The following is a 23,420-nucleotide window of genomic DNA, read 5'->3' as shown; positions in this document are numbered from 1 at the left end:
ATTAACCATTTTTATATCCAAAAAGTTTCAATTTTGTTATAATATCGTGTACTTTTTTCGGCACCATATCTTCCCATCCTTTTTCGTTATTTGAAATCATACTCAATATTTTGGAAGAATTTATATGAGAGATGTCTTTATTGGCATTTTTTATATCTGTGATATGTTTGGTAAACTTGAAGTGCTTATACAGCTCTTTTAACCTAGGATGGACCCTTAAATTTGTACTATTTATGGTAACCCCATCTTCCCTTTGTAATGGATAGAGATATATTTTTAAATCTCTGGCAAATAATTTTCCAAAAGCTTCTAGTATTCCTCCACTTAACTCTTTATAATACACATCGTTAAATATGTGCAATAGATTATTTATTCCCATTATCAGCCCTAATCTAGCTTTAGTGATTGTAGAGAAATAGTCTACCAATTTATAGTATTCCGAAAAATCGGAAATCAACACTGTATAACCCAAAGAACAGAGAATATTAGCTCTGTCTAAAAAATCTCTTTCATCTATATTTTTATCACTTGAAGTTAAGTTAGACAGGGTTATTTCAAAGAGTATCTGAACGTTATCTCTATCGACTTCTCTAGCTTCACAAAAAGCTTTATAAGAAGTTTCTAACATATCCATATTCACCTTTGTAACAGGTCTAAAACTCCCTCTCATTGTGAGAATGTTTTTTTTATACAACAATTGTGCAGGCAATATGTTATTTCCATCGGGACCAAATATTACAGCATCAGTCATTTTGTTTTTCAACAGCTGCAAACTCATCAAACGATTGTCTACATTCTCGAATCTGCATCCAGAGAAATTGATCATATCTATCTCCATGCGTTCACCCTCCATATTATCGTATAGAGAGAGTAACATTTTTACAGGATCATTGATATAAAAACAGCCATAAATCAGATTTACACCTAAAACACCTAGTGTCTCTTGTTGAAATTTAGCGTCCATCTCTTTGAAACGTATGTGTAATACAACTTCATTATAGCCTTCAGATGGATCTAATTGAAACTGGATTCCGACCCAGCCATGACCTTTAAACCTAGTGCTAAAGTCAATAGTCGCCACAGTATTCGCATATGCGAAAAAACATTTATCTGGATGAATTGTTCTACTTAATCTCTCTTCTATTAAACCAACTTCATATTTCAACATATTCTTTAGACGAGATTCTGTGACATATCTATTATCCTTTTCTCGTCCGTATATGGTGTCACTAAACTGCTTATCATAAGCAGACATAGCTTTGGCTATAGTTCCCGATGCACCACCCGCTCTAAAGAAATTTCTCACAGTCTCCTGACCAGCACCTATCTCAGCAAAGGTCCCATATATCTTATCGTTTAGGTTTATTTCTAAGGATTTTTGTTTTGAGGTCAAGACTCTTTCCATAATATTAGAATTTTTCAGTGAAATATAAAAACCGCTCTAGTTGTAATATACAATAAACCTAAAACCAAACTAGATTGATATTTTTCACAACCGAATTATTATACTAAATATTTACTATTTATTCTCTCTTTTTAAAAGAGCATTCCACCCTTGGGCAGTTAAATCTACAATGGAATCAGAAAGTGTTAAAAGCTTCATTTCCTTCTCTTCTGTAATATGCCCTATGATAGATAATTCATCACATACTTTAATCTTATCATAGCATTCCATGGGAACAGTAAATAGCAATTCGTAATCTTCACCCCCATTTAGAGCTACAGTAGTGCTATTCATATTCAATTCTTCACATGTAAATGATACAGCGGTATCTATAGGTATTTTATTTTCAAATAGATGACAGCCCACATTAGATTGTCTACACAAATGAATTATTTCGGAAGAGAGACCATCTGAAATATCTATCATAGATGTAGGTTTTATATTTAACTCTTTTAAAAGTTTAAAAATATCTCTTTTAGCTTCGGGTTTTAATTGTCTTTCTATTATGTATTCATATCCCTCTAATTCGGGCTGTATACTTGGGTTCTCTTGAAAAATAATTTTTTCTCTTTCTAATATTTGCAACCCTAGATAAGCTGCTCCTAAATTTCCTGAAACTACTATTAGATCATTAGGTTTAGCCCCACTTCTCTCAACTACATCTGCTTTATCTACCTTCCCTACAGAAGTTATGCTCAATGTCAACCCCGATGTAGAAGATGTGGTATCTCCACCTACTAAATCTACACGGTATACTTCGCAAGCTAGATTTATTCCTTCAAAAATTTCTTCTACTGACTCTAGACTAAATCTATTAGACAAAGACATGGAAACTATTATCTGAGTAGGAGTAGCATTCATAGCATAGATATCCGAAATATTAACTATTACAGACTTATACCCTAAATGCTTTAGGGGCATATACGACAAATCAAAGTGTATGCCTTCTACTAACATATCGGAAGATATGACAGTGTATTTATCTTCGAAGTCTAAAATGGCAGCATCATCGCCTATACCCTTTACAGTAGAAGGGTTTCTTATGATTACTTTCTTACTTATATGCTCTATTAATCCAAACTCTCCTAAGCTGCTAAGAGGTGTGCTCTTTTTATCTGTAGACTCAAACATGGGCTTATTCTTTCTCTATCCAATCTATTTGGGCTTATTCTTTCTCTATCCAATCTATTTTGGTTCCCTTTTTTATGTTCCACTTACTAGACAAACCTCCATTTATTTCCAATACATAGAGACAAGGGCCATCTGAAGATGGAATATTCTTTGTGTTTTTAGGCCTTGCATTCTCAACTATGTTTATAACCTCTTTATCCTTGTTTATATATAATATATCCAAGGGTATTCTGGTGTTTTTCATCCAAAAAGAATGCACCTGATCTACCTCAAAGATAAATAACATGCCTCTATTTTCTAACATTTCACTCCTATACATGAGTCCCTGAGCTCGCTCTATATCTGTATTTGCAATTTCTATATCTAATTTTATCTCTCTGTCTTGGACGAAAATACTCAGCTCACCTTCCTTTTTAAAAGGGACTTCCGCCTTTTTATATTTCGACACCTTCTCATGGCTAAGAGCTTTGTACAGCTGTGTACCAATTATCACTGATATAATTAGACATAAAACTATCAGTATACTCTTTTTGCTCATACTATAGACTTGCTTTTTCTGTTTTTTAAAATCAATATTACGCCTACCGCTATAAAAGGTAAACTCAAATACTGCCCCATATTAAAGACCATATCATTTTCAAATGACTCCTGATTTTCTTTTAAAAACTCTATGAAAAATCTAAATGTAAATAACAGAATAAAGAAAACACCTGTTAAAAATCCTTCAGACTTACCTTTATCTCTTTTATAATACAAGTGATTCAGTATTAAGAATATTATAAAATAAGCCGCAGCCTCATACAGTTGAGTTGGATGCCTAGGCTCCTCTCCTATTCTTTTAAATACAAATGCCCAAGGTACATCTGTGGTTTTACCTATTATTTCGGAATTCATCAAATTGCCGATCCTAACAAACATCCCTCCAATAGATGCCGCTATAGTCATCCTATCTATTATCCATAGAAAAGGTCTTTTGGAAATTCGCTTACTGTAGATATAGAGAGCTAATAATATCCCTACTGTAGCCCCGTGACTAGCTAAACCTTGAAATCCTGTAAATCTAAAAGGAGAAAATTCAAATGGCAGAAATATTTCTAATAGATGGTCTTTGTAATAATCCCATCCGTAAAATATGACATGTCCCAACCTAGCTCCTACAAGAGTTGATATAACCATATACATCAACAGAGTATCTGCACCTCTATCTGTAGATACATTTTCATATTTGAAGCTGCTTCTCATTTTCATGTATCCAGACCAAAAAGCCAAACCGAACATCAAGCTATAAAAACGTATTTGAAAATCGCCAATAGGAATTCCTATTGGCGGATCCCAATCTATAAAAAGTAGATTCATATTATATTATGATATTGTTTTTTTGATAGGCACAGGGTCATATCCATTTTTCTTATTCAACGGATTGCAACGTATAATTCTATTTAGAGATAGATATAATCCTTTAAACAACCCGTGGCTTTGAAAGGCACAGATTGAATATTTAGAACAACTAGGCACAAATTTGCAACACTGCATTTTAAAAGGAGAAATAAATATCTGATAGAGTCTAATAATAAAGACTATTGACGATAATATTAACTTTCTCATAAAAATAGATAACAACGTCGCAATATTTAAACTTGCATTGCGATTAATTCCTCAAAGGCTTACCAAACCTCAACATATTCTCTATACGATCCTGGCTTTTACCAGTTTCCAACAGCTTGCAAAAGTATTTATTTTCTAGTGATAACAGATATTTTTCTGTTATAAAGCTGCCTTGTACATCATCTGCTGAAAAAATCCTAGATATGTAATCAGCTATTAAATAATCGTGTTGGGATATAAACTCCCCTTCTTTCATATTTACCACCTGTGACATTATAGTAGCTCTTCCACTTTTATTTATGGTTTTTATCCTTCCCGCATCTGGAACGTGAAAGTCAGATTCATACAGTGCCATAGCCTCTGCCCTAGCTACATGGAGCAATTCATTGGCATTCATAACTATTTTATCACTAGGTCTTACATATCCCATTTCTCTAGCTTCGTAGGCACTAGTAGCTACTTTACCCATTGCTATTTGTTCGAAAAATTTTGCTGATCTATCAAACAGATCTTTTTCATTCACGGCTTGTTGACTAGCTCTTAATATCATTTCTTTAGTTCCTCCTCCAGCAGGCAATAACCCCACTCCTACCTCTACTAAACCTATATAACTCTCAAGGGCTACAACAGATGAATTACAATGTAGCATCAACTCACAACCACCTCCTAAGACTAAACCTTGAGTAGCCGAAATAGTAGGAAATGAGCTATATCTTATTTTCATAAAAAGCCTCTGTAACTGATCTATTACCTCTATTATAGGAGGCAGATTATCATCTATCTTAGGCATATTCTTCATAAAAGTCTCCATAGCTAGCTTTTTAGTCTTAGCCAAGAATCCTGCTTTTTTATAAATCATACCCAGCTTTGTAGCCATTAATATCTCGAAAATATTTGCCCCTGCACAAAATGGAGGATTTTCTTGCCAAAAAATTAAAGCCTTATATTTCTCTTCCACCAACTCTAACAACTCGAATAAATCTTGTATTAGCTGATAACTCAAAGTATTCATCTTTGTTTTGAAACTAACGGCTATTACCCCATCTCCTGTATCGAATGCACATAGGCTTTCAGTGTCTAAAACTACCGTTTTAGTTTTTCTTTTCTCTCCAAAGACTAAAGGTAAAGTCTGACGCTTGTAAACTAGATGAGAAGACCTGCTCAAATAATCCTTTTTATCTACACTATAACTACCTCTTTCATTGTGAACCTCATCTATCTCGAACACCCACTGCGGCAATGGCTCATCAGTAAAAGATTTCCCTTGTTTAATATCTTCGTCTATCATCTTTACTACTTTGGCAAAATCGCCTTTTTGCCAGCTTTCAAATGGACCTTCTTTCCATCCAAATCCCCATCTCAAGGTGAAGTCTATATCTCTGGCACAAAAAGATATCTCCCCTAATCTACAAGCGCAGTAGTGATAAAGGTCCCTCAGTATATCCCATACGAACTGTAATTCCTTAGAATCACTATTTCTGATTTGTTCTATACGCTCGGAAAAACCTCTGCCTAAAATCTTTTTGATATCCTTACTTACTAATTTCTCTTTTATTTTAGGCCTATACTCATCTTTATCTTCATCGTATACGAAAATATCTTTGCCTTTTTTCTTATAAATGCCTTGACCAGTTTTATTTCCTAGAGATTTATTCTCTATTAGCTGATTCATCCACTTAGGGCTTTCAAAAATTTCGGACCAAGGATCTCCACTCAAATTACTTTTAAAGATGTTTAAAACATTAGAAAAAATATCTATTCCAACCAAATCAGCTAGTCTATATGTGGCTGTTTTGGGTCTACCTATTAAAGACCCTGTAAGCTCATCGACCAACTCTATACTGAAATTGTATTTTCTTCGGTAATGATCCACCAGAGCTAGAGCCATTATACCTATTCTATTACCTATAAAACCAGTGGTGTCTTTGGCATATACTACCCCTTTACCTAGTCTTTGAGTTATAAACCCTTCTAACTTTTCTAAAACATCTTCTCTTGTATCCTTTCCCTTTATCAACTCGACTAAATACATATATCTAGGTGGATTGAAAAAATGAATATTACAGAATCTCTTTTTTATATCATCATCTAATGCAGCAGTTAACTTTTCAATGCTAATACTAGAGGTATTACTGGCTAAAATAGCATCTTTAGATAAAAATTTCTGTACGTTTTTATACAGATTTTGTTTTATCTCTAAGTTTTCTACCACAGCTTCAATTACCAAGTCGCAATCGCATAACAGATTCAAATCATCTTCTAAATTTCCTAATATCAATCGGTCTTTAAAAGATGGATGAGCAAAAGGAGCGGGCTTAGCTTTTAACATTTTTTTTACAGAGTCCTCCACTAATTTATTCTTTCCTCCTTTAGATTGAATATCCAAAAGCACCGTTTTAATACCTGAATTAGCGAAATGAGCTGCAATCTGTCCTCCCATGACACCAGAACCAATTACCGCAACCTTATTTATGTCTTTATTGTATAAACTCATTATTCTTTGATAAAAATTATTTAAACAGTTTTTCGAAACAACTCTTCGTTTGCGAATTCATCAACACTAATAACCTTGTGTAATTTATTTTCAAAGTCTTTGTATTCATCCGCCTCTTTTTGTGTGAGTATAGATTTCTCTACAGCTTCTTTTAGCATTACATCACCATATGATTGTGATAGCTCTTTCTTTCTTGCTAATTTCATTATCTTCTTATATGTAGTTTCCATCTTTTCTAATAAATCATAAGCTTGATATAAAGCCCCCATAGCGAGATCATTTTTATAGATGAAAATCCCTTTGGTATGCCTGTCTACAAATTTTCTATCACTCAACAGTTTATGAGATAATTTTGAATAATCTTTATCCTTTTTTATATTTTTAGGTAATGAGAAAATATCTCTGAAAGTACTCACCATAGGCAAATTATTAACTACTAAAGATAGATTTTCACGTATTCTATCTAATCCTTCCTCCATGCTCAATTTCAAGAGTAATTTGTCCGAAGAGGGAGCCTTATTATCATTGTGTTTTTTCAACACACAACTCAAAATGTACAAATCTGATAACACATCAGCCATACGTCAAGATATTCTCTGCTTTGCCTTTAATTTTCCTCCCAACAGTATACAGCATAGATCTGCTACTACTGAGAAATTAAGAGATGCTAAAGTTAATTTCTTACTGTATTTTTTCACCTTCGATGGGGCTCCCTTAGCTCCTATGAACACCCCCCTAGTGAGATTATGCCACATTACAGATAATACATTACATATTAAGAATCCTACGTGTTTGGATATAGCTTTGTCAAAAATTACTTTTCCCTTTTTTGAATCTTCCATCCCTATAGATTGGATTTCTTTCAAGAGATAAGGATGACAACGTATAGATCCTTGTCCAAAGACAATCAAAGTACGAGTCAGTATATTAGCTCCTTCAACAGTAATACATATAGGTGAAGAGTTATAAGCAGAGAAAAGATAATTATTGGGACCATTAGAAATTCCCTTACCGCCGTGAATATCCATAGCGTGATTAAGAGTCTCTCTCAATTTTTCAGTTCCTTGATACTTGAGAATAGCTGATATTACAGAGGGCTTTTCTCCCCTACTGACTATATCGGCAGTTACCGAACGTGCCGCCTCAAATTGATAATTCATCAGAGCCATATCTGTCAATCCTTCTTGCACTCCTTCCATTTGCCCTATAGGCATATTAAACTGATATCTAATAGAGCTATAAGCTACTGTAGATTTAAATAACGACTTAATTCCAAACGCAGATACGGCAGGTAGAGATATAGAACGTCCAGTCGATAAACAATCCATGAGCATCTTCCATCCTTTTCCTATGTATTCTTTTTCTCCTATTATTTGATCTATGCCTATAAACACATTTGTGCCTCTTACAGGACCATTGTAAAAAGCCTGATTCCCAGGGTAATGCCTACTACCTATTTCTATTCCCTTTGTTGAACTTTCCACAAGCGCCAGAGTAATCCCTAAATCTTGTTTATCTCCCAATAATCCATCGGGATCTGTCATCTTAAAAGCTAATCCTATCAAGTCGCTTATAGGAGCTAGAGTTATATATCGCTTTTCGAAATTCAGCTCTATTCCCAATTGCTTCTTACCATCTATCTCTCTCTCACACACTACACCAATATCTCGCATATTAGCAGCGTCAGATCCTGAATAAACTCCTGTCAAAGCAAAACAAGGTATCAACTCTCCACTGGCCAATTTAGGTAAATATTTATTTTTTTGTCTTTCAGTTCCATAGTGGAGTAATAATTCTCCTGGCCCTAAAGAATTAGGCACCATTACCGTTATGGCCAAAGTAGAACTATGAGATGAAAACAACTTTCCTATAACTGCCGATTGAGCTTTAGGAGAAAATCCCAATCCTCCGTAGTCTTTGCTTATTAGCATTCCCAAAAAACCCTTTTCCTTTATGAATTTCCACGCATCTGAAGACATGTCTCCTTTTAAGAAAACATCCCACTCGTCTATCATATTACACACTTGTTCTGTAGGACCATCTAAAAATGCTAACTCTTCTTTAGTTAGATCTACTTCTTTGTAATCGTATAATTTTTTCCAGTCTGGATTTCCAGAGAAAAGTTCTTTGTCAAACCAAGTAGTCCCAGCTTCTAAAGCCTCCTGTTCTGTCACAGATATTTTAGGCATTGTCTTCTTTGACATATTGTACACTCTGTCGCTGAATATGAATCTTCTGACAATCGGTATATTAATCAACAATAACATCGACCACAATACTGATAAAACAAGCAGAGAAAAAGGAATATCACTAAACGACAAATGTGTAAAATTATCTGATACTATCCCATAATACATCAGTATAGGTATTAGACATAGAAAAGTGAAGACTTTTAGGCTGACTCTAAATAAAATAGTGCAAAACAAACACTGAAGAATCAATAGAAAAATTATTAGTGTGGGGATCATAATTTGAAATAAAATTTTAAAAATTAATAATTACAGATGTATTTTTTATTCTTTTCCGCCCCTAGATGTGAAAAAAAATTGGAGAGGGACCTGAATACCGTGGCGCTAATTTATACAAAAAAGTATAACTTCCTAAAATCAGGCTCTATTTTCGGATTATTTCTGCTTTAAAAACCTCAGCGAAAGCATTTGAAATTATGTTTTTTTTGAGCTCTTCTGTATCTACTTTATACCCTAATTCTTTTTCTAAAGAAGTCACTTGTCTATCTCTTATCCCACAAGGAAAGATATGCCTGAAAAAATCTAAATCCGTATTGGCATTTAATGCAAAGCCATGCATGACTGTCCATCGAGATGAGCGTATTCCTATAGCACATATTTTTCTTGTAGATGGCTTATCTACATCTAACCAAACTCCTGTTCCATCTTTGGAACGATGGCCTGATAATCCGTAATGTGATATAGCTTTTATTATTACTTCTTCTAAAAATCTCAAATACTTGTGTAAATCTGTAAAGAAATAATCTAAGTTCAGTATGGGATATCCAACTATTTGACCAGGTCCGTGATAGGTAATATCTCCTCCTCTATCTGTCTTGTATAGAGTGATCCCCTCTCTCTCTAAAAGGTTTTCTCTTAAAAGGAGATTATCCATATTACCAGTTTTACCTATGGTGTATACATGGGGATGCTCCACAAAGAGCAAGTGATTTTGTGTTATTATCTGTTTGTCTTCAGGCAGTTTTCTATTTGATAATTTTTGATTTAATATTTCATCGAAAATATTTTTTTGAATCTCAAGGGCTTTTTGGTATTCTAAATAACCTAAGTCTTCTAGTATAACTTTTCTATTATTCACAATATCGTCTTATGCTTTTTCAACTAAAAAAATCTGAATAAAAACATGTATTAAATATTCTTATAAACTATTCAAATTGATTTTGAAAATCAAATTCAGGGTTTTAAAATAGTTCTTCAAAAGCAAAAGTCCCTTTTTTTTCTACTCCTTTCTCTCCTCTTTGTAGAGTGCAAAGTTCGTTTACTGCATCGTGTTGTAAAAACAATACATAGTCGTTTTCCACTGCTTTGTCTAAGAATATCTTTTTTTCCTCCATGCTCAAAAGAGGTCTTGTGTCGTAACTCATTACGTATGGTATACCTATGTGTCCCACTGTAGGAATTAAGTCTCCACAAAAGACTATTGTCTTGCCCTTGTAGTTTATCTGCGGTAATATCTGAGACTCTGTATGACCATTAACCACCCAAAGAGAAACGTTATCTATTGGAGTTTTTTCCACAAATATATCAGAGGTATCTGGAAAAAAATTGAGTTGTCCACTATCTTTTATAGGACTTATATTTTCTTTTAAAAAAGATGCTTTTTCTCTAGAATTAGGATTGGTAGCCCATTCCCAATGTCTGGCATTACTCCATATTTTAGCGTTTCTGAAAGCAGGCTCCAAAAATGTCTTATCTCTGTTCCACTTTATGACTCCTCCACAATGGTCAAAGTGTAAATGGGTCAATATCACGTCTGTGATATCATCTTTATCAAAACCTAGACTCTTTAATGATTCGTCTAAAACACTATTTCCATGAAAAAAGGAATAATGACCAAAAAATTTATCAGATTGCTTATCTCCCATTCCCGTATCTACGAGAATCAACCTATTTCCATCTTCTATAAGCATACATCTCATAGAGAGATCTATCATATTATTTTTGTCAGAGGAGAATATATTTCTCCATATCACTTTTGGCACGACTCCAAACATAGCGCCTCCATCTAGTTTGAATATCCCAGCATTTACAGAATAAACCCTCATTATTTATTTATTGACAGATAAACTTTTGGGACAAACTTAAATAAAAATACTAGTCTGAGTTAAATTAGTATTTATATAAAACTCATATAAGTCCTTAAATGAGAAAATTATAAACCTGAGTTTGACAAATATTTATCCTAAAAAAAGAGACTGCTTTTATTTTAACCCAGATTATTCATGGCTATATTCCAATATTTGATATGAGGTGTTAATTTTAAAGGGGTTTAACTAAATCTAGACCACTTTAGATATTCCCCAAAAATGAGGAATAAAAATACATTATTTATAACCTGAGTTAGATTGATAATTACTCAGAAATACTGGATAAAAATAATAGATTTAACCTGAAAAAGTCATATGACTATGAATAATCCAGATTAAGACGAAGGGTTCTAGATAAAGCTAAGAGACACTTAAACGCTTCAAATATAACAGATTTAGTTTTTGATTATATACTATCAAATGTGGAAGAGAAGAAAGGTAACTGGATTCGATATTGATATTCATAAAACTGAAAACAGCTAGGAAGAAAAAAAAATATTCTGAAAGAGACATCTTTAAGATGTATACTTCCTGCAAGTATCATTATTACTCTCAAAGAGAAATATGGGTTTACTGATAAATAATTAAAATCACATAAAGAATTACTCAAAAAAGTTCACAAACTATACGATGTAATACACTACCTAAAAGTGCTAGATGATAAAATTATAACAACTAATAACCCAAAAGGTTACATTATTGGTATACTAAAAAAACTTGCAGAAAATTGAAAAAAAATATAATTATACAACTTTTGTATTAGAGTATTTATCGCAATAAAAAAAACCTTTAGTGCCTAAGAAAAATATCGATAATATCCTTCCTAATTGTCTCTTACAAGACTCTTTAAAAGTTATCTCTTTGTTTTGGGAATTTACTGTCTTTAGACCAGTTATATATTTGCCTATGGTTTTACCAAAAATATATTCCGAAAATGTGTAGTATAAGCAAAAAAGTGTTATTCCAGTTAAAAAAGATTTAGATATTTCTAATTCACTTACTCCTATAAATAATATCTGTGATATTAGTAGATTATCTATAGCTATAGATATGTAACGCTTTTTATTTAGTTCCCTTTTAATAAGAATTTGATTTGATAATTTCATATTATAAATATTTTGATTACAGTTGGTTGCAATATATAAATTTAACTTGATAAAAAAAATAGTGCATCTAGAAATTATATACGTTCTAATCATACCTTTAACTATAATAGTAACCTGAGTTAGATTTATAATTTGTTTAATTAAAACAATCAAAAGCCTTGAGTTAACTGGGATTAAAGAGACTCGCATTTGTGATAAATCGAGTGTTTTTTTTCGCAAAAATTGTTAAATTTCCATAAATCGTCTCATAAACACACAAAAGAGCCAAAAACTAAAGAGGCATTTCCTTAAATCCTAGTAAAATCAAAGGGTTCGAGTGATTTATTAATCAAACTCAGGTTAATAAGTAGTCTTGTCTATGAAGTGTTTTTGTTACTCAAACAGAAGATAGAGAAAACAAGTTTTGAATTAGATAAAAATGAACAACCTTGGGATATTTACGTTCTGTCGTTAAAAAAAACATGCAAAAACACCAAAAAAGAGCATTTACACGCTAAAAAATGATGCAAAAAAAATGACAAAGAAGAAGGATTATTTTCGATTAACAAAAAAAATTAAGGAAAAATATCACGTCTAATCTATTTTAATATGACTATGAATAATCTGGGTTAAATGAAGAAATTATAAACCTGAATTTGGCAAATATTTATCCTAAAAAAAGAGACTGCTTTTATTTTAACCCAGATTATTCATGGTTATATTCCAATATTTGATATGAGGTGTTAATTTTAAAGGGGTTTAACTAAATCTAGACCACTTTAGATATTCCCCAAAAATGAGAAATAAAAATACATTATTTATAACCTGAGTTAGATTGATAATTACTCAGAAATACTGGATAAAACAATATTTTTAACTAAAATAATATTTTTAACTTGAGAAATTCATATCACTATGAATAATCCAGATTAAAAGAAGTGATTTAAGTGAAAATAGAATTAAAGAAGTTAAAAATATGTGTTTCTCTGACCATTTGTCAAATCATAGTTTTTTTGCTAATTTTTTTTGGACTTATAATAATAAGTAGTCTTATCTATGAAGTGTTTTTGTTACTCAAACAGAAGATAGAGAAAACAAGTTTTGAATTAGATAAAAATGAACAACCTTGGGATATTTACGTTCTGTCGTTAAAAAAACATGTAAAAACACCAAAAAAGAGCATTTACATGCTAAAAAATGATGCAAAAAAAAATGACAAAGAAGAAGGATTATTTTCGATTAACAAAAAAAATTAAGGAAAAATATCACGTCTAATCTATTTTAATATGACTATGAATAATCTAGGTTTGACGTGAAAATTTTGAGTTTTGCGAAAAAAAATGTCATGAAGGGAGTGAATATTATACTTTAATTATAACCTAAAACGCATTTTAAGGGATAATTCTTAACACTTTAGAATAAAATAATAATAGCCGCTACTTTTGAGAAAAAATAGTTTAAATAAACCATAGATCATTATAACCTATGTAGATATATCAAAGATCTAGTTTGAACGTCATCAATTCTAAAAATCTTACCTATATCTTCTGGATTTTCGTTAAAGTAATCCCTTAAATTTTTACCTGAATTTCTCCATACTTTACCATCAAGATAAATCTTATTACTCATTCCTTCCATTTCAAATATTTCTGTTTCTAAATACTCTATTTTCTTTTCTAAGTTTTTTTCTGTTTTTACTGTAAAGTTTTTATCGAAAATAACAAAAGAATCATTTTTAAATACTTTTAGATTAAAGGTTCTTTTAACACCCCTTAATTTTCGGTTCTCCTTTCCTTTATATCCATCATAAAAATCCCAATTTGGATCGTCATATTTACTATTATAGCTGTTATTATTATTCGTAAACACCCCCCATAAAAGACGGCCAATTTCATTATTTACCTCAATAAATTTACCTTTTACTATAGTGTTTGTATTTTCTATAAAATTATCGTTATCTTTTTTTGATGAAAAATTATTATGAGGTAGAAACATTATGTGTAGTCTATTTTTGTAACATGTGCCCACATTATTACTTAAATAAAGAAAAGATCCAATTGTTTTTATTTCATCCACAGCTTTTATCTCTACTCTCAAAATATCGTCTTTATTGAAATCCAGGTTTAGTAGTATAAAATCTAAATCATAAAAATATTGTGGCTGCCTTACACCTTCTCCTATTGGCCTTTCATCATTACTATTCGCGCAACTTTTTATAAAAATGATAATCATAAAAATTGTGAATAAAATACATGTAAATTTTGTAAAGTCTTTCATTTTATATACATTTGGGAAACGCTAATATCTACTATCTTCGTTTAATGTATTAAAAACATAATCATGTGGAACTACAAAAATAACTTAATTTTTTATTTTGTCCTTTTTATTTTCTTCAGTTGTAATAAAGACCATTTAGACACTCCTGACTTATCGAATAAAAATATTCAGGATATAAACAAAGTATCCGATGCTTTAAAATATTTAAATAATACTACTTTCTTACAATATAGTTCTGAGAATTCAAATACTGCAACCTATTCCCGTAATTCTAATGTGTTAAGTAATACTCTTAGGATGTCTGATATTGATACTATTTACGACTTTAGATTAACTGAACACGAACCGTTATTAAAGCTAGTTTGTCTCAAAAAAAATGGTTATTTCCTAACTAGTTATTTGGATTTGAATATAAATAAAGTACCTCCTGTTTTATTTTATTCTGAAAATAAATTTAACCCCAATAACGTAAACCCTGGTCTTATTAATTACATAAACTCTTTTGCAGAAGGCAAAATAGCTCAGGATAAGTATTTAAAATCCAATCCTTACAAACAAAAAAAAATGCTTGATATACACTCTGCTAAAGATCCTGTAAACAGAGGCAGAGTAAATCCTTTACTAAAAACTTATTGGAGTCAAAATAAATTTCTAGATTTTTACGTTATGATAAATAATCGAGAAATGACAGTTGGGTGTGTTCCCATAGCTATAGGACAAGTAATTTTCTATTATTATCATAATAATCCTAATGCTCCTAAAACAATTTACACAAAGAGAAATCATTTGGCTCATTACCCTAATTTCAGTGCAATGAAACTTGGACGAGGAACTGAAGCTACTCGTAAGTTTCTACATATGATAGGTTACTATATAGGTGCTAACTATGGTTTTAACGAAACTGGAGGTCATCCAGAAAAATCCGTAGAACTATTTGGAGATATGGAAATTGATGTTGAATCTTACGACTATAATAGTAATAACTATGCTAGACATACTGACAATATTATAACTTCTCTTGACAGAAGACGTCCTGTCATTGTATATGCATATGGTACAAGGAAAATTAAGCGTTCTTCTTGGCAGAATCCTGCTAGTTGGTTTACTCGTTATACCTATGGAGATGGACACGCTTGGGTTTGTGACGGTTACTCTCATAATAATGGCGGAGAACTTTTTTTTCACATGAATTGGGGATGGGGATATAGATCAAGAAGTTGGACTCATTTTACTGATTGGAAAATAGGTAATGCAAGGTTTAATTATTTAAGAAAAACATTAATAACAAAACCTAGATTCCCTTTTTAAAAAGGGAATTAAAAACACCACTAATTTTGCTTTTCTATACATCTCCCCAATCTACAGTGAAGTCATATTTTCCTCCATCATAAATATGTAATACTATTGGTTTATCTGCACTTAAATTCCATTTGGAGATAAACTTTTTTAGATTGTAACTAGGTGTTTCATAACGTAACTTCTTGATCTTTATCACAAGAAGTAAATAAAGGAGAGATACTCACAAAGAGTAACAATACTCTTTGTTATAAAAGATTTGTATTTCATAATTTTATTTTTTTTAAAATTTCACTTAAACCAAATCGAATAAAAACCTGCTGAAATAGCAAATCTTTATTTTGGGATTTAGAAGGTAATAAAAATTACTAATTAAAATCGTTCAAATACTCTTGATTTAAACAATTTGCCCAAATTATTAATCCAACACAGGTTATCACTTATTATCATAATTTTGTGCTTTCATTACTTTTTAATTGAGCGATATTTTCACACAAAACAATGAGATATTCGCAGTAATGATTTTTTATTCTATATGCCAAAACAAGAGTTACAACAAAAGCAAGGCCTGACACAAAAGATCTCCAAGAAACAGATTCAACTCATGAATATGTTAGAAATGGACAGCCTATCTTTTATGCATTCTCTTGAAAAAGAAATAGAGGAAAATCCTGTTTTAGAGTTAAATGATAGGGAAGATGATCTAGAAATAGATAAATATTTAGAAGATGATACTCCCAGATATAAATACAAGATTAACAACAACCGTGATTCTGACAATAAACAATTGCCTTATATATCCAAAGAGAGCTTTATAGAAGGTTTAAAAAAACAGATACACACCTTTAAAATAGATGATCAAACCAGGTTAATTGCAGATTTCTTAATAGGAAACATAGGAAGTAACGGATATATACGCAGAGACTTATTAGACATAATAGACGATATAGAGTTTTCAGAAAATATTGTCTTAACTGAAAAAAAAATAAGAGAAGTATTGAAATTGGTTCAACAATTGGACCCTCCAGGTGTAGGAGCCACTTCTCTCAGAGAGTGCCTTTTAATTCAATTAAAAAGGAAAAATAGAAATGACAGTATAGATCTAGCTATAGCATTATTAGAGAAACACTATGACGCATTTGTAAAGAAACACTACGATAAGATTTTAGACAGAGAAAATATCTCCAAAGAAGATCTTAAAAACTCCATATCGGAAATAGAAAAACTAAATCCCAAACCCAGTGGAGAGTACGCCTCAGATATGGATTTTAACGAAGATATAACCCCTGATTTTATCATAGATATAGAAGATAACAACATAGAGGTAAAATTAAATATGAAATATCCAGAATTGATAATATCTCCATCTTATATAGATGTATTACAGACTTACAAAGAAACTGGATCGAAGAAATATACCAAAGCAGCACAGTTTATCAAGCACAAGCTAAATACTGCCAAGCACTTTATAGATAATATAAAACAACGTCAGCAAACACTCATGAAGGTAATGAATACAATAGTAGAATACCAAAAAGACTATTTGCTCACAGGGGATTATTCACATCTAAAACCCATGAGACAAAAGGATATAGCAGATGAGATAGGAATGAATATATCTACTGTCTCTCGTGTTGTTCGCAGCAAATACGCCATGACTCCATATGGAATTATTCTATTGAGTAGATTTTTCACCGATGGGATTAAAAATACCGAAGGCAAAGACATTTCTGTCAAACAAGTAAAAGACATACTCTCAAACATAATAGACCAGGAAGATAAAAAAAAGCCTATCACAGATGACAAATTAGCCTTACTCCTAAAAGAAAAAGGTATAAATATCGCTAGAAGAACCATCGCAAAATACAGAGAACAATTAGAAATTCCCATAGCTCGTCTGAGAAAAACTATTTAAAACGATGGAATATTTTGTGCTGTTTTTAAGTTGCTTGCTGGCGGGGTCGGTATTTCCATTTTCCTCTGAAATTATATTAAGTGCCTTTTTAATTAAAAATCCAGATGATTTTTTTATCCCTTTGATAATATCATCTATAGCAAATACCATGGGAGGAATGACAGGTTATACACTTGGCTATTTTGCAAAGTGGGAATGGATAAATAAATGGTTTAGAATATCTGAAAATAGAATAATTTCGTTCGTCAATAAATACAGAGGAATATTGACTCTGATGGCATTTATATCTTGGCTGCCAATTATAGGAAGTATTATATGTGTAAGTTTGGGATTTCTAAAAATTTCTGTTAAAAAAACTGCTTTATATATGTTTATAGGTAAATTTTTACGTTATCTGCTATGGGCATTTTTAACTGTAAAAGTCGAGCAGATGTATACATCTGATATTATAGGTTAATGTCATAATCTCTTAGATATCTAATAATTATTAAATGAGTAGGGTCTTAGCTATCGATTACGGAAAAAAAAGAGTAGGAATAGCAATTACAGATAATCTTCAAATGATTGCATCGGCGTTGACAACAGTCGATACAAATCAAGTGTTTAGCTTCATAAAAAAGTACTTGACACATGAAAAGGTCTGTCTGTTTGTGGTCGGCAATCCAGTTCATTTAGATTATTCTAATTCTATTATGAGTAAATCAGTAGATGAGTTTTGCCTTAAATTAAAATCTTATTTCCCCGACATCCCCATAGAGAAGATAGATGAGAGATTTACCTCTAAAATGGCCTTTGACACCATCATAGAATGCGGAGTAAAGAAAATGAAAAGAAGAAACAAATCTTTAATAGATAAAATCAGTGCTACTTTGATATTACAATCATATTTAAATAGAAAGAACAGCTTATGATACTCCCTATTGTCGCATATGGAAATTCTGTTTTAAGAGAAAAAGCCAAGGAGGTAGAACTGGATTTAGTATATATAAAAAAGCTAGTTGAAGATATGTTCGACACTTTGTCTTGCGCACAAGGTGTAGGATTGGCTGCCCCACAAATAGGCAAATCAGAAAGAGTGTTTATAGTGGATTCATCCCTCTTTGCTCAAGAGGGAGATAAAGATTACGATTTACTAAAAAACTTCAAAGAAATATTTATAAATCCAGTTATTACAAAGGAGTACGGAGATGAATGGGCCTTTGATGAAGGGTGTTTAAGCATTCCCGATATAGTTGAAAAAGTATACAGAAAAGACAGTCTAGAAATAGAGTATTACAATTTAAATTTAGAAAAACAAAAAAAAGTATATACTGGATTATTAGCTAGGATTATCCAACACGAATACGATCATATAGAAGGAATATTATTTATAGATAAATTATCTCCGTTGAAGAGACGACTGCTAAAAGGCAGTCTAAATAGAATAATGAATGGAAAAATAAGCCCTCCCTATAAGATGACCTTTCATAAAAAGTAAAAAGGACTCCTTAAATTTGGTGCCATCAAATTTGATGGCAGAGATCTTTTCTTATTTTTAGCTTCCATCTCTAAATTGACTTTCAGTACTTTTAAACTGTCTAATACCTTTTTGTAAATATTTTTGTACAGTTCTAAGTCTTTGCTGTAAAAAGATATAGTTTCCTTTATGATACTATCTGTAACCTTGTGTTTTTTATAAACCAGATCCATATATTCATAATCTTTTATAAATAACTTAGAAAGTTCCTCAGTATCATTATTCTGTGGTTTATTTGCTAAGTTCAGCCCTGTGACACCTTCTAATAGAGACATGTCTAATAAAAATGACACAAATTGATCTTCTGATAAGATATTATTAGAAACAGGTGTATTTTCATCTTCACAAGAGATGAAACAACTCATCAAAAGCAGGATAATTATATTTTTCATCTGTTAAAAATTAACCGCATAGGAGACTTGTTCTCTTCGTGAAAAACCCCATTGGCATAAACAATTTTTCCATTGACTATAGTGCTATAAATACTAGATCTAAAAGTATCTCCTTCAAGGGGAGACCAACCGCACTTATATAGAATATTACTCTTATCCACTGTATACAAAGAGTCTAAATCTACTAACACCAAATCCGCAAAATAACCCTCCCTTATAAAACCTCTTTTTTCTATTTTATAAAGTATAGCGGGATTATGGCACATTTTTTCTACGACCTTCTCCAAAGTTATTTCCTTTTTTAAACAAGCCTCTAACATTATTTGTAATGCATGTTGAATTAAAGGGCCTCCTGAAGGAGCTTTCAAATAACTATTATTTTTTTCTTCTAGAGTATGTGGAGCGTGATCAGTGGCTATAATATCTATTTTATCCTCTAAGAGAGCTCTCCACAATGCCTCTTGATCTCTTTTAGTTTTTATGGCAGGATTCCACTTTATGTGTGTTCCTCTTTTTTCATAGTCATTTTCATTGAAATACAAATGATGCACACATACTTCAGAGGTTATATTTTTGTCCTTTAGAGGAATATCGTTTCTAAATAAATCTGTTTCTCTTGCAGTAGAGATATGGAAAATGTGTAATCTAGCCCCAGTTTCTTTTGCTATCTCTATGGCTTTTGATGAAGATATATAGCAAGATTCTTCGCTCCTTATATGCGGATGAAAACTTATAGGGATGTCCTCTCCATATTTTTCTACATATTTTTTGGTATTCTCTTTTATGGTTTGTTCGTCTTCACAGTGTACGACTATAAGACATTTTGCCTTTGAGAAAATGTTTTTTAGAATGGAGTAATCATCAACTAACATATTACCAGTTGAGGAACCCATGAATATCTTTAGCCCAGGTATTTTATTCGGATCTATTTTTTCTATTTCCTCTATATTGAAATTGGTAGCTCCCAACATAAAAGAATAATTACTCCAAGAATTCCTCTGTGCGATACCGACTTTTTCCTCTATGAGATCTATAGTGGTAGTCTGAGGGATAGTGTTTGGCATTTCTATAAAAGAGGTGACACCTCCAGCTATTCCCGCCTTAGATTCGGTATATATATCTGCTTTGTGAGTCAATCCAGGATCTCTAAAATGTACCTGATCATCTATGACTCCAGGCAATAAATACTTGCCCTTGGCGTCTAATATATCAGTGTCGTCACCAACGACAATATCTCTTCCAATTTTTTCTATATGAGATCCCTCTATTAATATTTCTTTTATAGATATGGTACCTTCATTTACTACATAGGCGTTTTTAATTAATAATCTCATTTTCTTCTAAATAGACTTTTTATCTTCAATAAGACGATTCCAAAAATAGCCTCATTTATTATTGAAGTGCTCATTTTAGAGCTTCCTCTTTCTCTGTCTGTAAATATTATAGATTTCTCCTCTATTTTAAATTTCTCTAACCACACCTTGAATTTCATCTCTATTTGAAAGGCATAACCTATGAACTTTACTCTATCTAAATCTATTTTTTCTAAAGCCGCCCTTCTATAACAGACAAAACCAGATGTGGGATCTTTTATTGGCATTCTCATAATGAACTGTACATACATAGAAGCAAAATAAGATAATAGTACCCTTCTAAGAGGCCAATTAACTACGTTTATACCTCTAACATACCTAGACCCTATGGCTAAATCTGCTCCACATAGACAAGCATTATATAATTTATCTAAGTCTTTAGGATTGTGAGAAAAATCTGCATCCATCTCGAAAATATAATCATATTCTCTGTTGAGAGCCCATTTAAATCCTTCTATATAGGCTGTGCCAAGTCCCATTTTTTCTCTGCGAATTTTTAGAAACAGTCTCTCATGATGTGTGTGTTGGATATCTCTTACAATATCTATAGTTCCATCTTTTGAATTATCATCTACCACTAGTATGTGATAACTCTTATCCAAAGAGAACACAGCCTCGATTATATAAGCTATATTTTCTCTTTCATTATAGGTGGGTATGATTACAAGCGCTAGGCTCATCTAATTTTCAATTCTATTCTTCTGTTTTGTTTTCTACCTCTTTCTGTTTGATTGTCAGAGATAGGCTTTTGGGCACCAAAGCCTTTATGAGTTAATCTAACTTTATCTATGCCTTTTTTTATCAGTTCTAGATAAACGCTTTCTGCTCTTCTCTCTGACAGTAATAAGTTATCTCGATCATTACCTACACTATCTGTATGCCCTATTATCTCTACTTTTATCTCAGGATTTATATTCAAAAAATGTGTTGCCTTGTTTAGTTCTGTAATAGAACTCTCTTTCAAATCCCATTTATTAGTGTCGAAATAAATATTATTCAACAAAATGCTATTGCCCTTCTCTAATAATTTTAATTCGATATTTTTCTCTACCTCTACAATTGTGTCAAGCATAAAATCAAAGGTCTCAGAATGTATTAGATGATCTTTAGCCATAACCTGTAATCCGTATCTTTTATCAGAAGGCAGAATTGCTAGATAGTTTCCATCATCCTCAGCAAATGAAATATTATTTACAGGATTATTATCATCTAGATTAGAGATAGATATCTGCACATCCTCTAATGTATGCATATTTTCACTTGATATAGTACCTTTTAGGTATCCCATTTTTTTGGCTGTATACTCTTGTGGAAGAGTAAATTCATATATATCCATCTCTCCTTTATTGTTTGATAAAAAATCAGAGGAGAGATAACCAGTGACTCCATCATTTCCTATTACCAGGCTGTACTCGTCATAAGGGGAATTTATAGAAAAACCTAAATTTTTGGGTGTTTTAAACACATTATCATCGTCTTTTTTAGACATAAAAAAATCACTTCTTCCCATGCCTACCCAACCGTCTGAAGAAAAATATAAAGTCTGATCATCTATGTGAATAAATGGAGCCGTCTCATCTCCAGAAGAATTCAATTCCTTTATATTCTTAGGTTCTGCCCAACTATTTCCATCAAAGACACTTGACCAAATATCTCTTTGCCCTTGTCCACCAGGTCTGCTCGATGAGAAATAAAGAGTCTTTCCATCGGAAGAAATACTAGGATGTCCTTCCCAATACTTAGTATTTATGACCATTCCCAAATTACTGGGTTTAGACCATCCGCCTTTAGTTTTAACACTGAGGTATAAATCACAGCTTCCATATCCATCTATTTTATTGCATCCAGTAAAAAATAGATACTTCCCATCTGCTGAAATACAATGAGCCCCTTCATTATTTAAAGTGTTTAAATTTTTTGATAGAGGAACACCCACCTGCCATTTATCATCTATCTTTTTACTCATATAGAAATCTTCTTGAAAAATTCCATTTTTCTTTTTGGCTATGGTATATATGAGTTGTTTATTATCTATTGAAATAACTGGATGATATTCAGAGTGTTGAGTATTAATATCTTCTAAATTTCTAAGCTTAAAATCCTTTTGATTATTTTTTTCTTCTATAGCAAAATCACAGGATTTCAAATAGTTATCTACCTTATTTCTGATCTTTACATTGTTGGGAGCTACACTCAAATATTTTTCAAAAGTATCCTTAGCTTGGATGTATTGGGAAGAGTCAAAAAATGCCAGTGCTAATTTGTAATATACATCATGAGAATCTTTGATTTTTAAGGCATCTTGATAATCTTCTATAGCCTTTTGTGATTGTTTTACACCTCTGAATATATCACCTCTTAATATATAAGCCCCTCTGTCATTTTTATCTGCTTTTATAACTTTAGTCACATAGTAAATAGCTGCTTTATCATTCTTTGATTTAAAACTACTCAACGCTTTTGATTTGAGTTCATTTGCAGTTTGAGCAAGACAAATAGTAATACAAGAAAACAATACAAATACACGAGCCAGTACTCTTGGCATTTTCAAACTAA

General features: G+C 31.9%; 21 protein-coding genes and 1 pseudogene. 6 read left to right on the top strand and 16 right to left on the bottom strand.

The genetic code is table 11. The annotated features are described in order from the left end of the window. Position 1: 1 nt before the first annotated feature. The 10 genes and pseudogenes from JBKA6_RS04355 to JBKA6_RS04305 all read right to left on the bottom strand — a co-directional run bounded on the left by JBKA6_RS04355 (position 2) and on the right by JBKA6_RS04305 (position 12,116). Positions 2-1,405, bottom strand: a complete 1,404-nt coding sequence (locus tag JBKA6_RS04355; protein WP_096686222.1) for a nicotinate-nucleotide adenylyltransferase — start codon at positions 1,403-1,405, stop codon at positions 2-4. Between the two features lie 114 nt (positions 1,406-1,519). Continuing rightward, positions 1,520-2,575 carry a thiamine-phosphate kinase gene (thiL, locus tag JBKA6_RS04350; protein WP_096686220.1) on the bottom strand — a complete coding sequence of 352 codons (1,056 nt, stop codon included), beginning with the start codon at positions 2,573-2,575 and terminating at the stop codon, positions 1,520-1,522. Between the two features lie 34 nt (positions 2,576-2,609). After that, a complete protein-coding gene (locus JBKA6_RS04345) occupies positions 2,610-3,113 on the bottom strand; it encodes a DUF192 domain-containing protein (protein WP_096686218.1) in 504 nt (167 codons plus the stop codon). Continuing rightward, a complete protein-coding gene (gene lgt, locus JBKA6_RS04340; protein WP_096686216.1) occupies positions 3,110-3,931 on the bottom strand; it encodes a prolipoprotein diacylglyceryl transferase in 822 nt (273 codons plus the stop codon). Before lgt ends, JBKA6_RS04345 begins: the two co-directional genes overlap by 4 nt. Before the next feature lie 6 nt (positions 3,932-3,937). Further along, complete coding sequence (yidD, locus tag JBKA6_RS04335; protein ID WP_096686214.1) at positions 3,938-4,180, bottom strand: membrane protein insertion efficiency factor YidD; 243 nt, start codon at positions 4,178-4,180, stop codon at positions 3,938-3,940. Positions 4,181-4,223: 43 nt separating this feature from the next. Continuing rightward, positions 4,224-6,674, bottom strand: a complete 2,451-nt coding sequence (locus JBKA6_RS04330) for a 3-hydroxyacyl-CoA dehydrogenase/enoyl-CoA hydratase family protein (RefSeq protein ID WP_096686212.1) — start codon at positions 6,672-6,674, stop codon at positions 4,224-4,226. 20 nt (positions 6,675-6,694) lie between these two features. Further along, a pseudogene (locus JBKA6_RS04320) lies at positions 6,695-9,031 on the bottom strand (acyl-CoA dehydrogenase). A 256-nt stretch (positions 9,032-9,287) separates the two neighbouring features. Further along, positions 9,288-10,001, bottom strand: coding sequence for a lipoyl(octanoyl) transferase LipB (gene lipB / locus JBKA6_RS04315; RefSeq protein ID WP_096686206.1), 714 nt, complete (start codon positions 9,999-10,001; stop codon positions 9,288-9,290). A 103-nt stretch (positions 10,002-10,104) separates the two neighbouring features. After that, positions 10,105-10,968: an MBL fold metallo-hydrolase gene (locus tag JBKA6_RS04310; protein WP_096686204.1), complete on the bottom strand. Its 864-nt coding sequence runs from the start codon at positions 10,966-10,968 to the stop codon at positions 10,105-10,107. A gap of 785 nt (positions 10,969-11,753) precedes the next feature. Further along, positions 11,754-12,116: an RDD family protein gene (locus JBKA6_RS04305; protein WP_157776941.1), complete on the bottom strand. Its 363-nt coding sequence runs from the start codon at positions 12,114-12,116 to the stop codon at positions 11,754-11,756. Between the two features lie 926 nt (positions 12,117-13,042). Here JBKA6_RS04305 and JBKA6_RS04300 point away from each other — a divergent pair. Beyond that, complete coding sequence (locus tag JBKA6_RS04300; protein WP_096686200.1) at positions 13,043-13,351, top strand: hypothetical protein; 309 nt, start codon at positions 13,043-13,045, stop codon at positions 13,349-13,351. 220 nt (positions 13,352-13,571) lie between these two features. Here the strand turns inward: JBKA6_RS04300 and JBKA6_RS04295 are convergent, their stop codons facing one another. Beyond that, positions 13,572-14,327, bottom strand: a complete 756-nt coding sequence (locus JBKA6_RS04295) for a hypothetical protein (RefSeq protein WP_096686198.1) — start codon at positions 14,325-14,327, stop codon at positions 13,572-13,574. Positions 14,328-14,435: 108 nt separating this feature from the next. Here JBKA6_RS04295 and JBKA6_RS04290 point away from each other — a divergent pair, with 108 nt between their 5' ends. Then, positions 14,436-15,680, top strand: coding sequence for a C10 family peptidase (locus JBKA6_RS04290; RefSeq protein WP_096686196.1), 1,245 nt, complete (start codon positions 14,436-14,438; stop codon positions 15,678-15,680). A gap of 34 nt (positions 15,681-15,714) precedes the next feature. On the opposite strand, the gene JBKA6_RS07530 is transcribed toward JBKA6_RS04290, so the two are convergent. Continuing rightward, complete coding sequence (locus JBKA6_RS07530; protein ID WP_157776940.1) at positions 15,715-15,867, bottom strand: hypothetical protein; 153 nt, start codon at positions 15,865-15,867, stop codon at positions 15,715-15,717. A gap of 336 nt (positions 15,868-16,203) precedes the next feature. On the opposite strand from JBKA6_RS07530, the gene rpoN reads away from it, so the two are divergent. The 4 genes from rpoN to def are packed head-to-tail and all read left to right on the top strand — an operon-like array spanning position 16,204 to position 19,060. Further along, positions 16,204-17,583 carry an RNA polymerase factor sigma-54 gene (gene rpoN, locus JBKA6_RS04285; RefSeq protein ID WP_096686194.1) on the top strand — a complete coding sequence of 460 codons (1,380 nt, stop codon included), beginning with the start codon at positions 16,204-16,206 and terminating at the stop codon, positions 17,581-17,583. 4 nt (positions 17,584-17,587) lie between these two features. After that, on the top strand, positions 17,588-18,040 hold the full coding sequence (locus JBKA6_RS04275; RefSeq protein ID WP_157776939.1) for a YqaA family protein: 453 nt from the start codon (positions 17,588-17,590) through the stop codon (positions 18,038-18,040). A gap of 34 nt (positions 18,041-18,074) precedes the next feature. Further along, a complete protein-coding gene (ruvX, locus tag JBKA6_RS04270) occupies positions 18,075-18,494 on the top strand; it encodes a Holliday junction resolvase RuvX (RefSeq protein ID WP_096686187.1) in 420 nt (139 codons plus the stop codon). Further along, positions 18,491-19,060, top strand: coding sequence for a peptide deformylase (gene def, locus JBKA6_RS04265; protein WP_096686185.1), 570 nt, complete (start codon positions 18,491-18,493; stop codon positions 19,058-19,060). The genes ruvX and def overlap by 4 nt, the downstream gene beginning before the upstream one ends. Here the strand turns inward: def and JBKA6_RS04260 are convergent. Genes JBKA6_RS04260 through JBKA6_RS04245 form a run of 4 tightly spaced genes read right to left on the bottom strand, consistent with a single transcriptional unit; the run spans position 19,048 to position 23,409 of the window. Beyond that, the gene (locus JBKA6_RS04260; protein ID WP_096686183.1) at positions 19,048-19,491 is read right to left on the bottom strand and encodes a DUF4296 domain-containing protein; all 444 of its coding nucleotides are present in this window, start codon (positions 19,489-19,491) and stop codon (positions 19,048-19,050) included. The two genes, def and JBKA6_RS04260, sit on opposite strands and share 13 nt — an antisense overlap. Beyond that, the gene (locus JBKA6_RS04255) at positions 19,488-20,825 is read right to left on the bottom strand and encodes a dihydroorotase (protein WP_096686181.1); all 1,338 of its coding nucleotides are present in this window, start codon (positions 20,823-20,825) and stop codon (positions 19,488-19,490) included. Before JBKA6_RS04255 ends, JBKA6_RS04260 begins: the two co-directional genes overlap by 4 nt. Continuing rightward, a complete protein-coding gene (locus JBKA6_RS04250; RefSeq protein WP_096686179.1) occupies positions 20,822-21,544 on the bottom strand; it encodes a polyprenol monophosphomannose synthase in 723 nt (240 codons plus the stop codon). The genes JBKA6_RS04255 and JBKA6_RS04250 overlap by 4 nt, the downstream gene beginning before the upstream one ends. Next, on the bottom strand, positions 21,541-23,409 hold the full coding sequence (locus JBKA6_RS04245; RefSeq protein ID WP_096686177.1) for an OmpA family protein: 1,869 nt from the start codon (positions 23,407-23,409) through the stop codon (positions 21,541-21,543). Before JBKA6_RS04245 ends, JBKA6_RS04250 begins: the two co-directional genes overlap by 4 nt. Positions 23,410-23,420: the final 11 nt, after the last annotated feature.

Source organism: Ichthyobacterium seriolicida (assembly GCF_002369955.1).
Taxonomy (GTDB): domain Bacteria; phylum Bacteroidota; class Bacteroidia; order Flavobacteriales; family Ichthyobacteriaceae; genus Ichthyobacterium; species Ichthyobacterium seriolicida.
The sequence above is the reverse complement of the archived record's forward strand: the minus strand, read 5'-3'. Positions and strand labels throughout refer to the sequence as shown.

Excerpts from the sequence above, each read along its gene's own strand:
- JBKA6_RS04355 (WP_096686222.1), bottom strand. The coding sequence starts at position 1,405 with ATGGAAAGAGTCTTGACCTCAAAACAAAAATCCTTAGAAATAAACCTA.
- thiL (WP_096686220.1), bottom strand. The coding sequence starts at position 2,575 with ATGTTTGAGTCTACAGATAAAAAGAGCACACCTCTTAGCAGCTTAGGA.
- JBKA6_RS04345 (WP_096686218.1), bottom strand. The coding sequence starts at position 3,113 with ATGAGCAAAAAGAGTATACTGATAGTTTTATGTCTAATTATATCAGTG.
- lgt (WP_096686216.1), bottom strand. The coding sequence starts at position 3,931 with ATGAATCTACTTTTTATAGATTGGGATCCGCCAATAGGAATTCCTATT.
- yidD (WP_096686214.1), bottom strand. The coding sequence starts at position 4,180 with ATGAGAAAGTTAATATTATCGTCAATAGTCTTTATTATTAGACTCTAT.
- JBKA6_RS04330 (WP_096686212.1), bottom strand. The coding sequence starts at position 6,674 with ATGAGTTTATACAATAAAGACATAAATAAGGTTGCGGTAATTGGTTCT.
- JBKA6_RS04310 (WP_096686204.1), bottom strand. The coding sequence starts at position 10,968 with ATGAGGGTTTATTCTGTAAATGCTGGGATATTCAAACTAGATGGAGGC.
- JBKA6_RS04305 (WP_157776941.1), bottom strand. The coding sequence starts at position 12,116 with ATGAAATTATCAAATCAAATTCTTATTAAAAGGGAACTAAATAAAAAG.
- JBKA6_RS04295 (WP_096686198.1), bottom strand. The coding sequence starts at position 14,327 with ATGATTATCATTTTTATAAAAAGTTGCGCGAATAGTAATGATGAAAGG.
- JBKA6_RS04290 (WP_096686196.1), top strand. The coding sequence starts at position 14,436 with ATGTGGAACTACAAAAATAACTTAATTTTTTATTTTGTCCTTTTTATT.
- rpoN (WP_096686194.1), top strand. The coding sequence starts at position 16,204 with ATGCCAAAACAAGAGTTACAACAAAAGCAAGGCCTGACACAAAAGATC.
- JBKA6_RS04275 (WP_157776939.1), top strand. The coding sequence starts at position 17,588 with ATGGAATATTTTGTGCTGTTTTTAAGTTGCTTGCTGGCGGGGTCGGTA.
- ruvX (WP_096686187.1), top strand. The coding sequence starts at position 18,075 with ATGAGTAGGGTCTTAGCTATCGATTACGGAAAAAAAAGAGTAGGAATA.
- def (WP_096686185.1), top strand. The coding sequence starts at position 18,491 with ATGATACTCCCTATTGTCGCATATGGAAATTCTGTTTTAAGAGAAAAA.
- JBKA6_RS04260 (WP_096686183.1), bottom strand. The coding sequence starts at position 19,491 with ATGAAAAATATAATTATCCTGCTTTTGATGAGTTGTTTCATCTCTTGT.
- JBKA6_RS04255 (WP_096686181.1), bottom strand. The coding sequence starts at position 20,825 with ATGAGATTATTAATTAAAAACGCCTATGTAGTAAATGAAGGTACCATA.
- JBKA6_RS04250 (WP_096686179.1), bottom strand. The coding sequence starts at position 21,544 with ATGAGCCTAGCGCTTGTAATCATACCCACCTATAATGAAAGAGAAAAT.
- JBKA6_RS04245 (WP_096686177.1), bottom strand. The coding sequence starts at position 23,409 with ATGCCAAGAGTACTGGCTCGTGTATTTGTATTGTTTTCTTGTATTACT.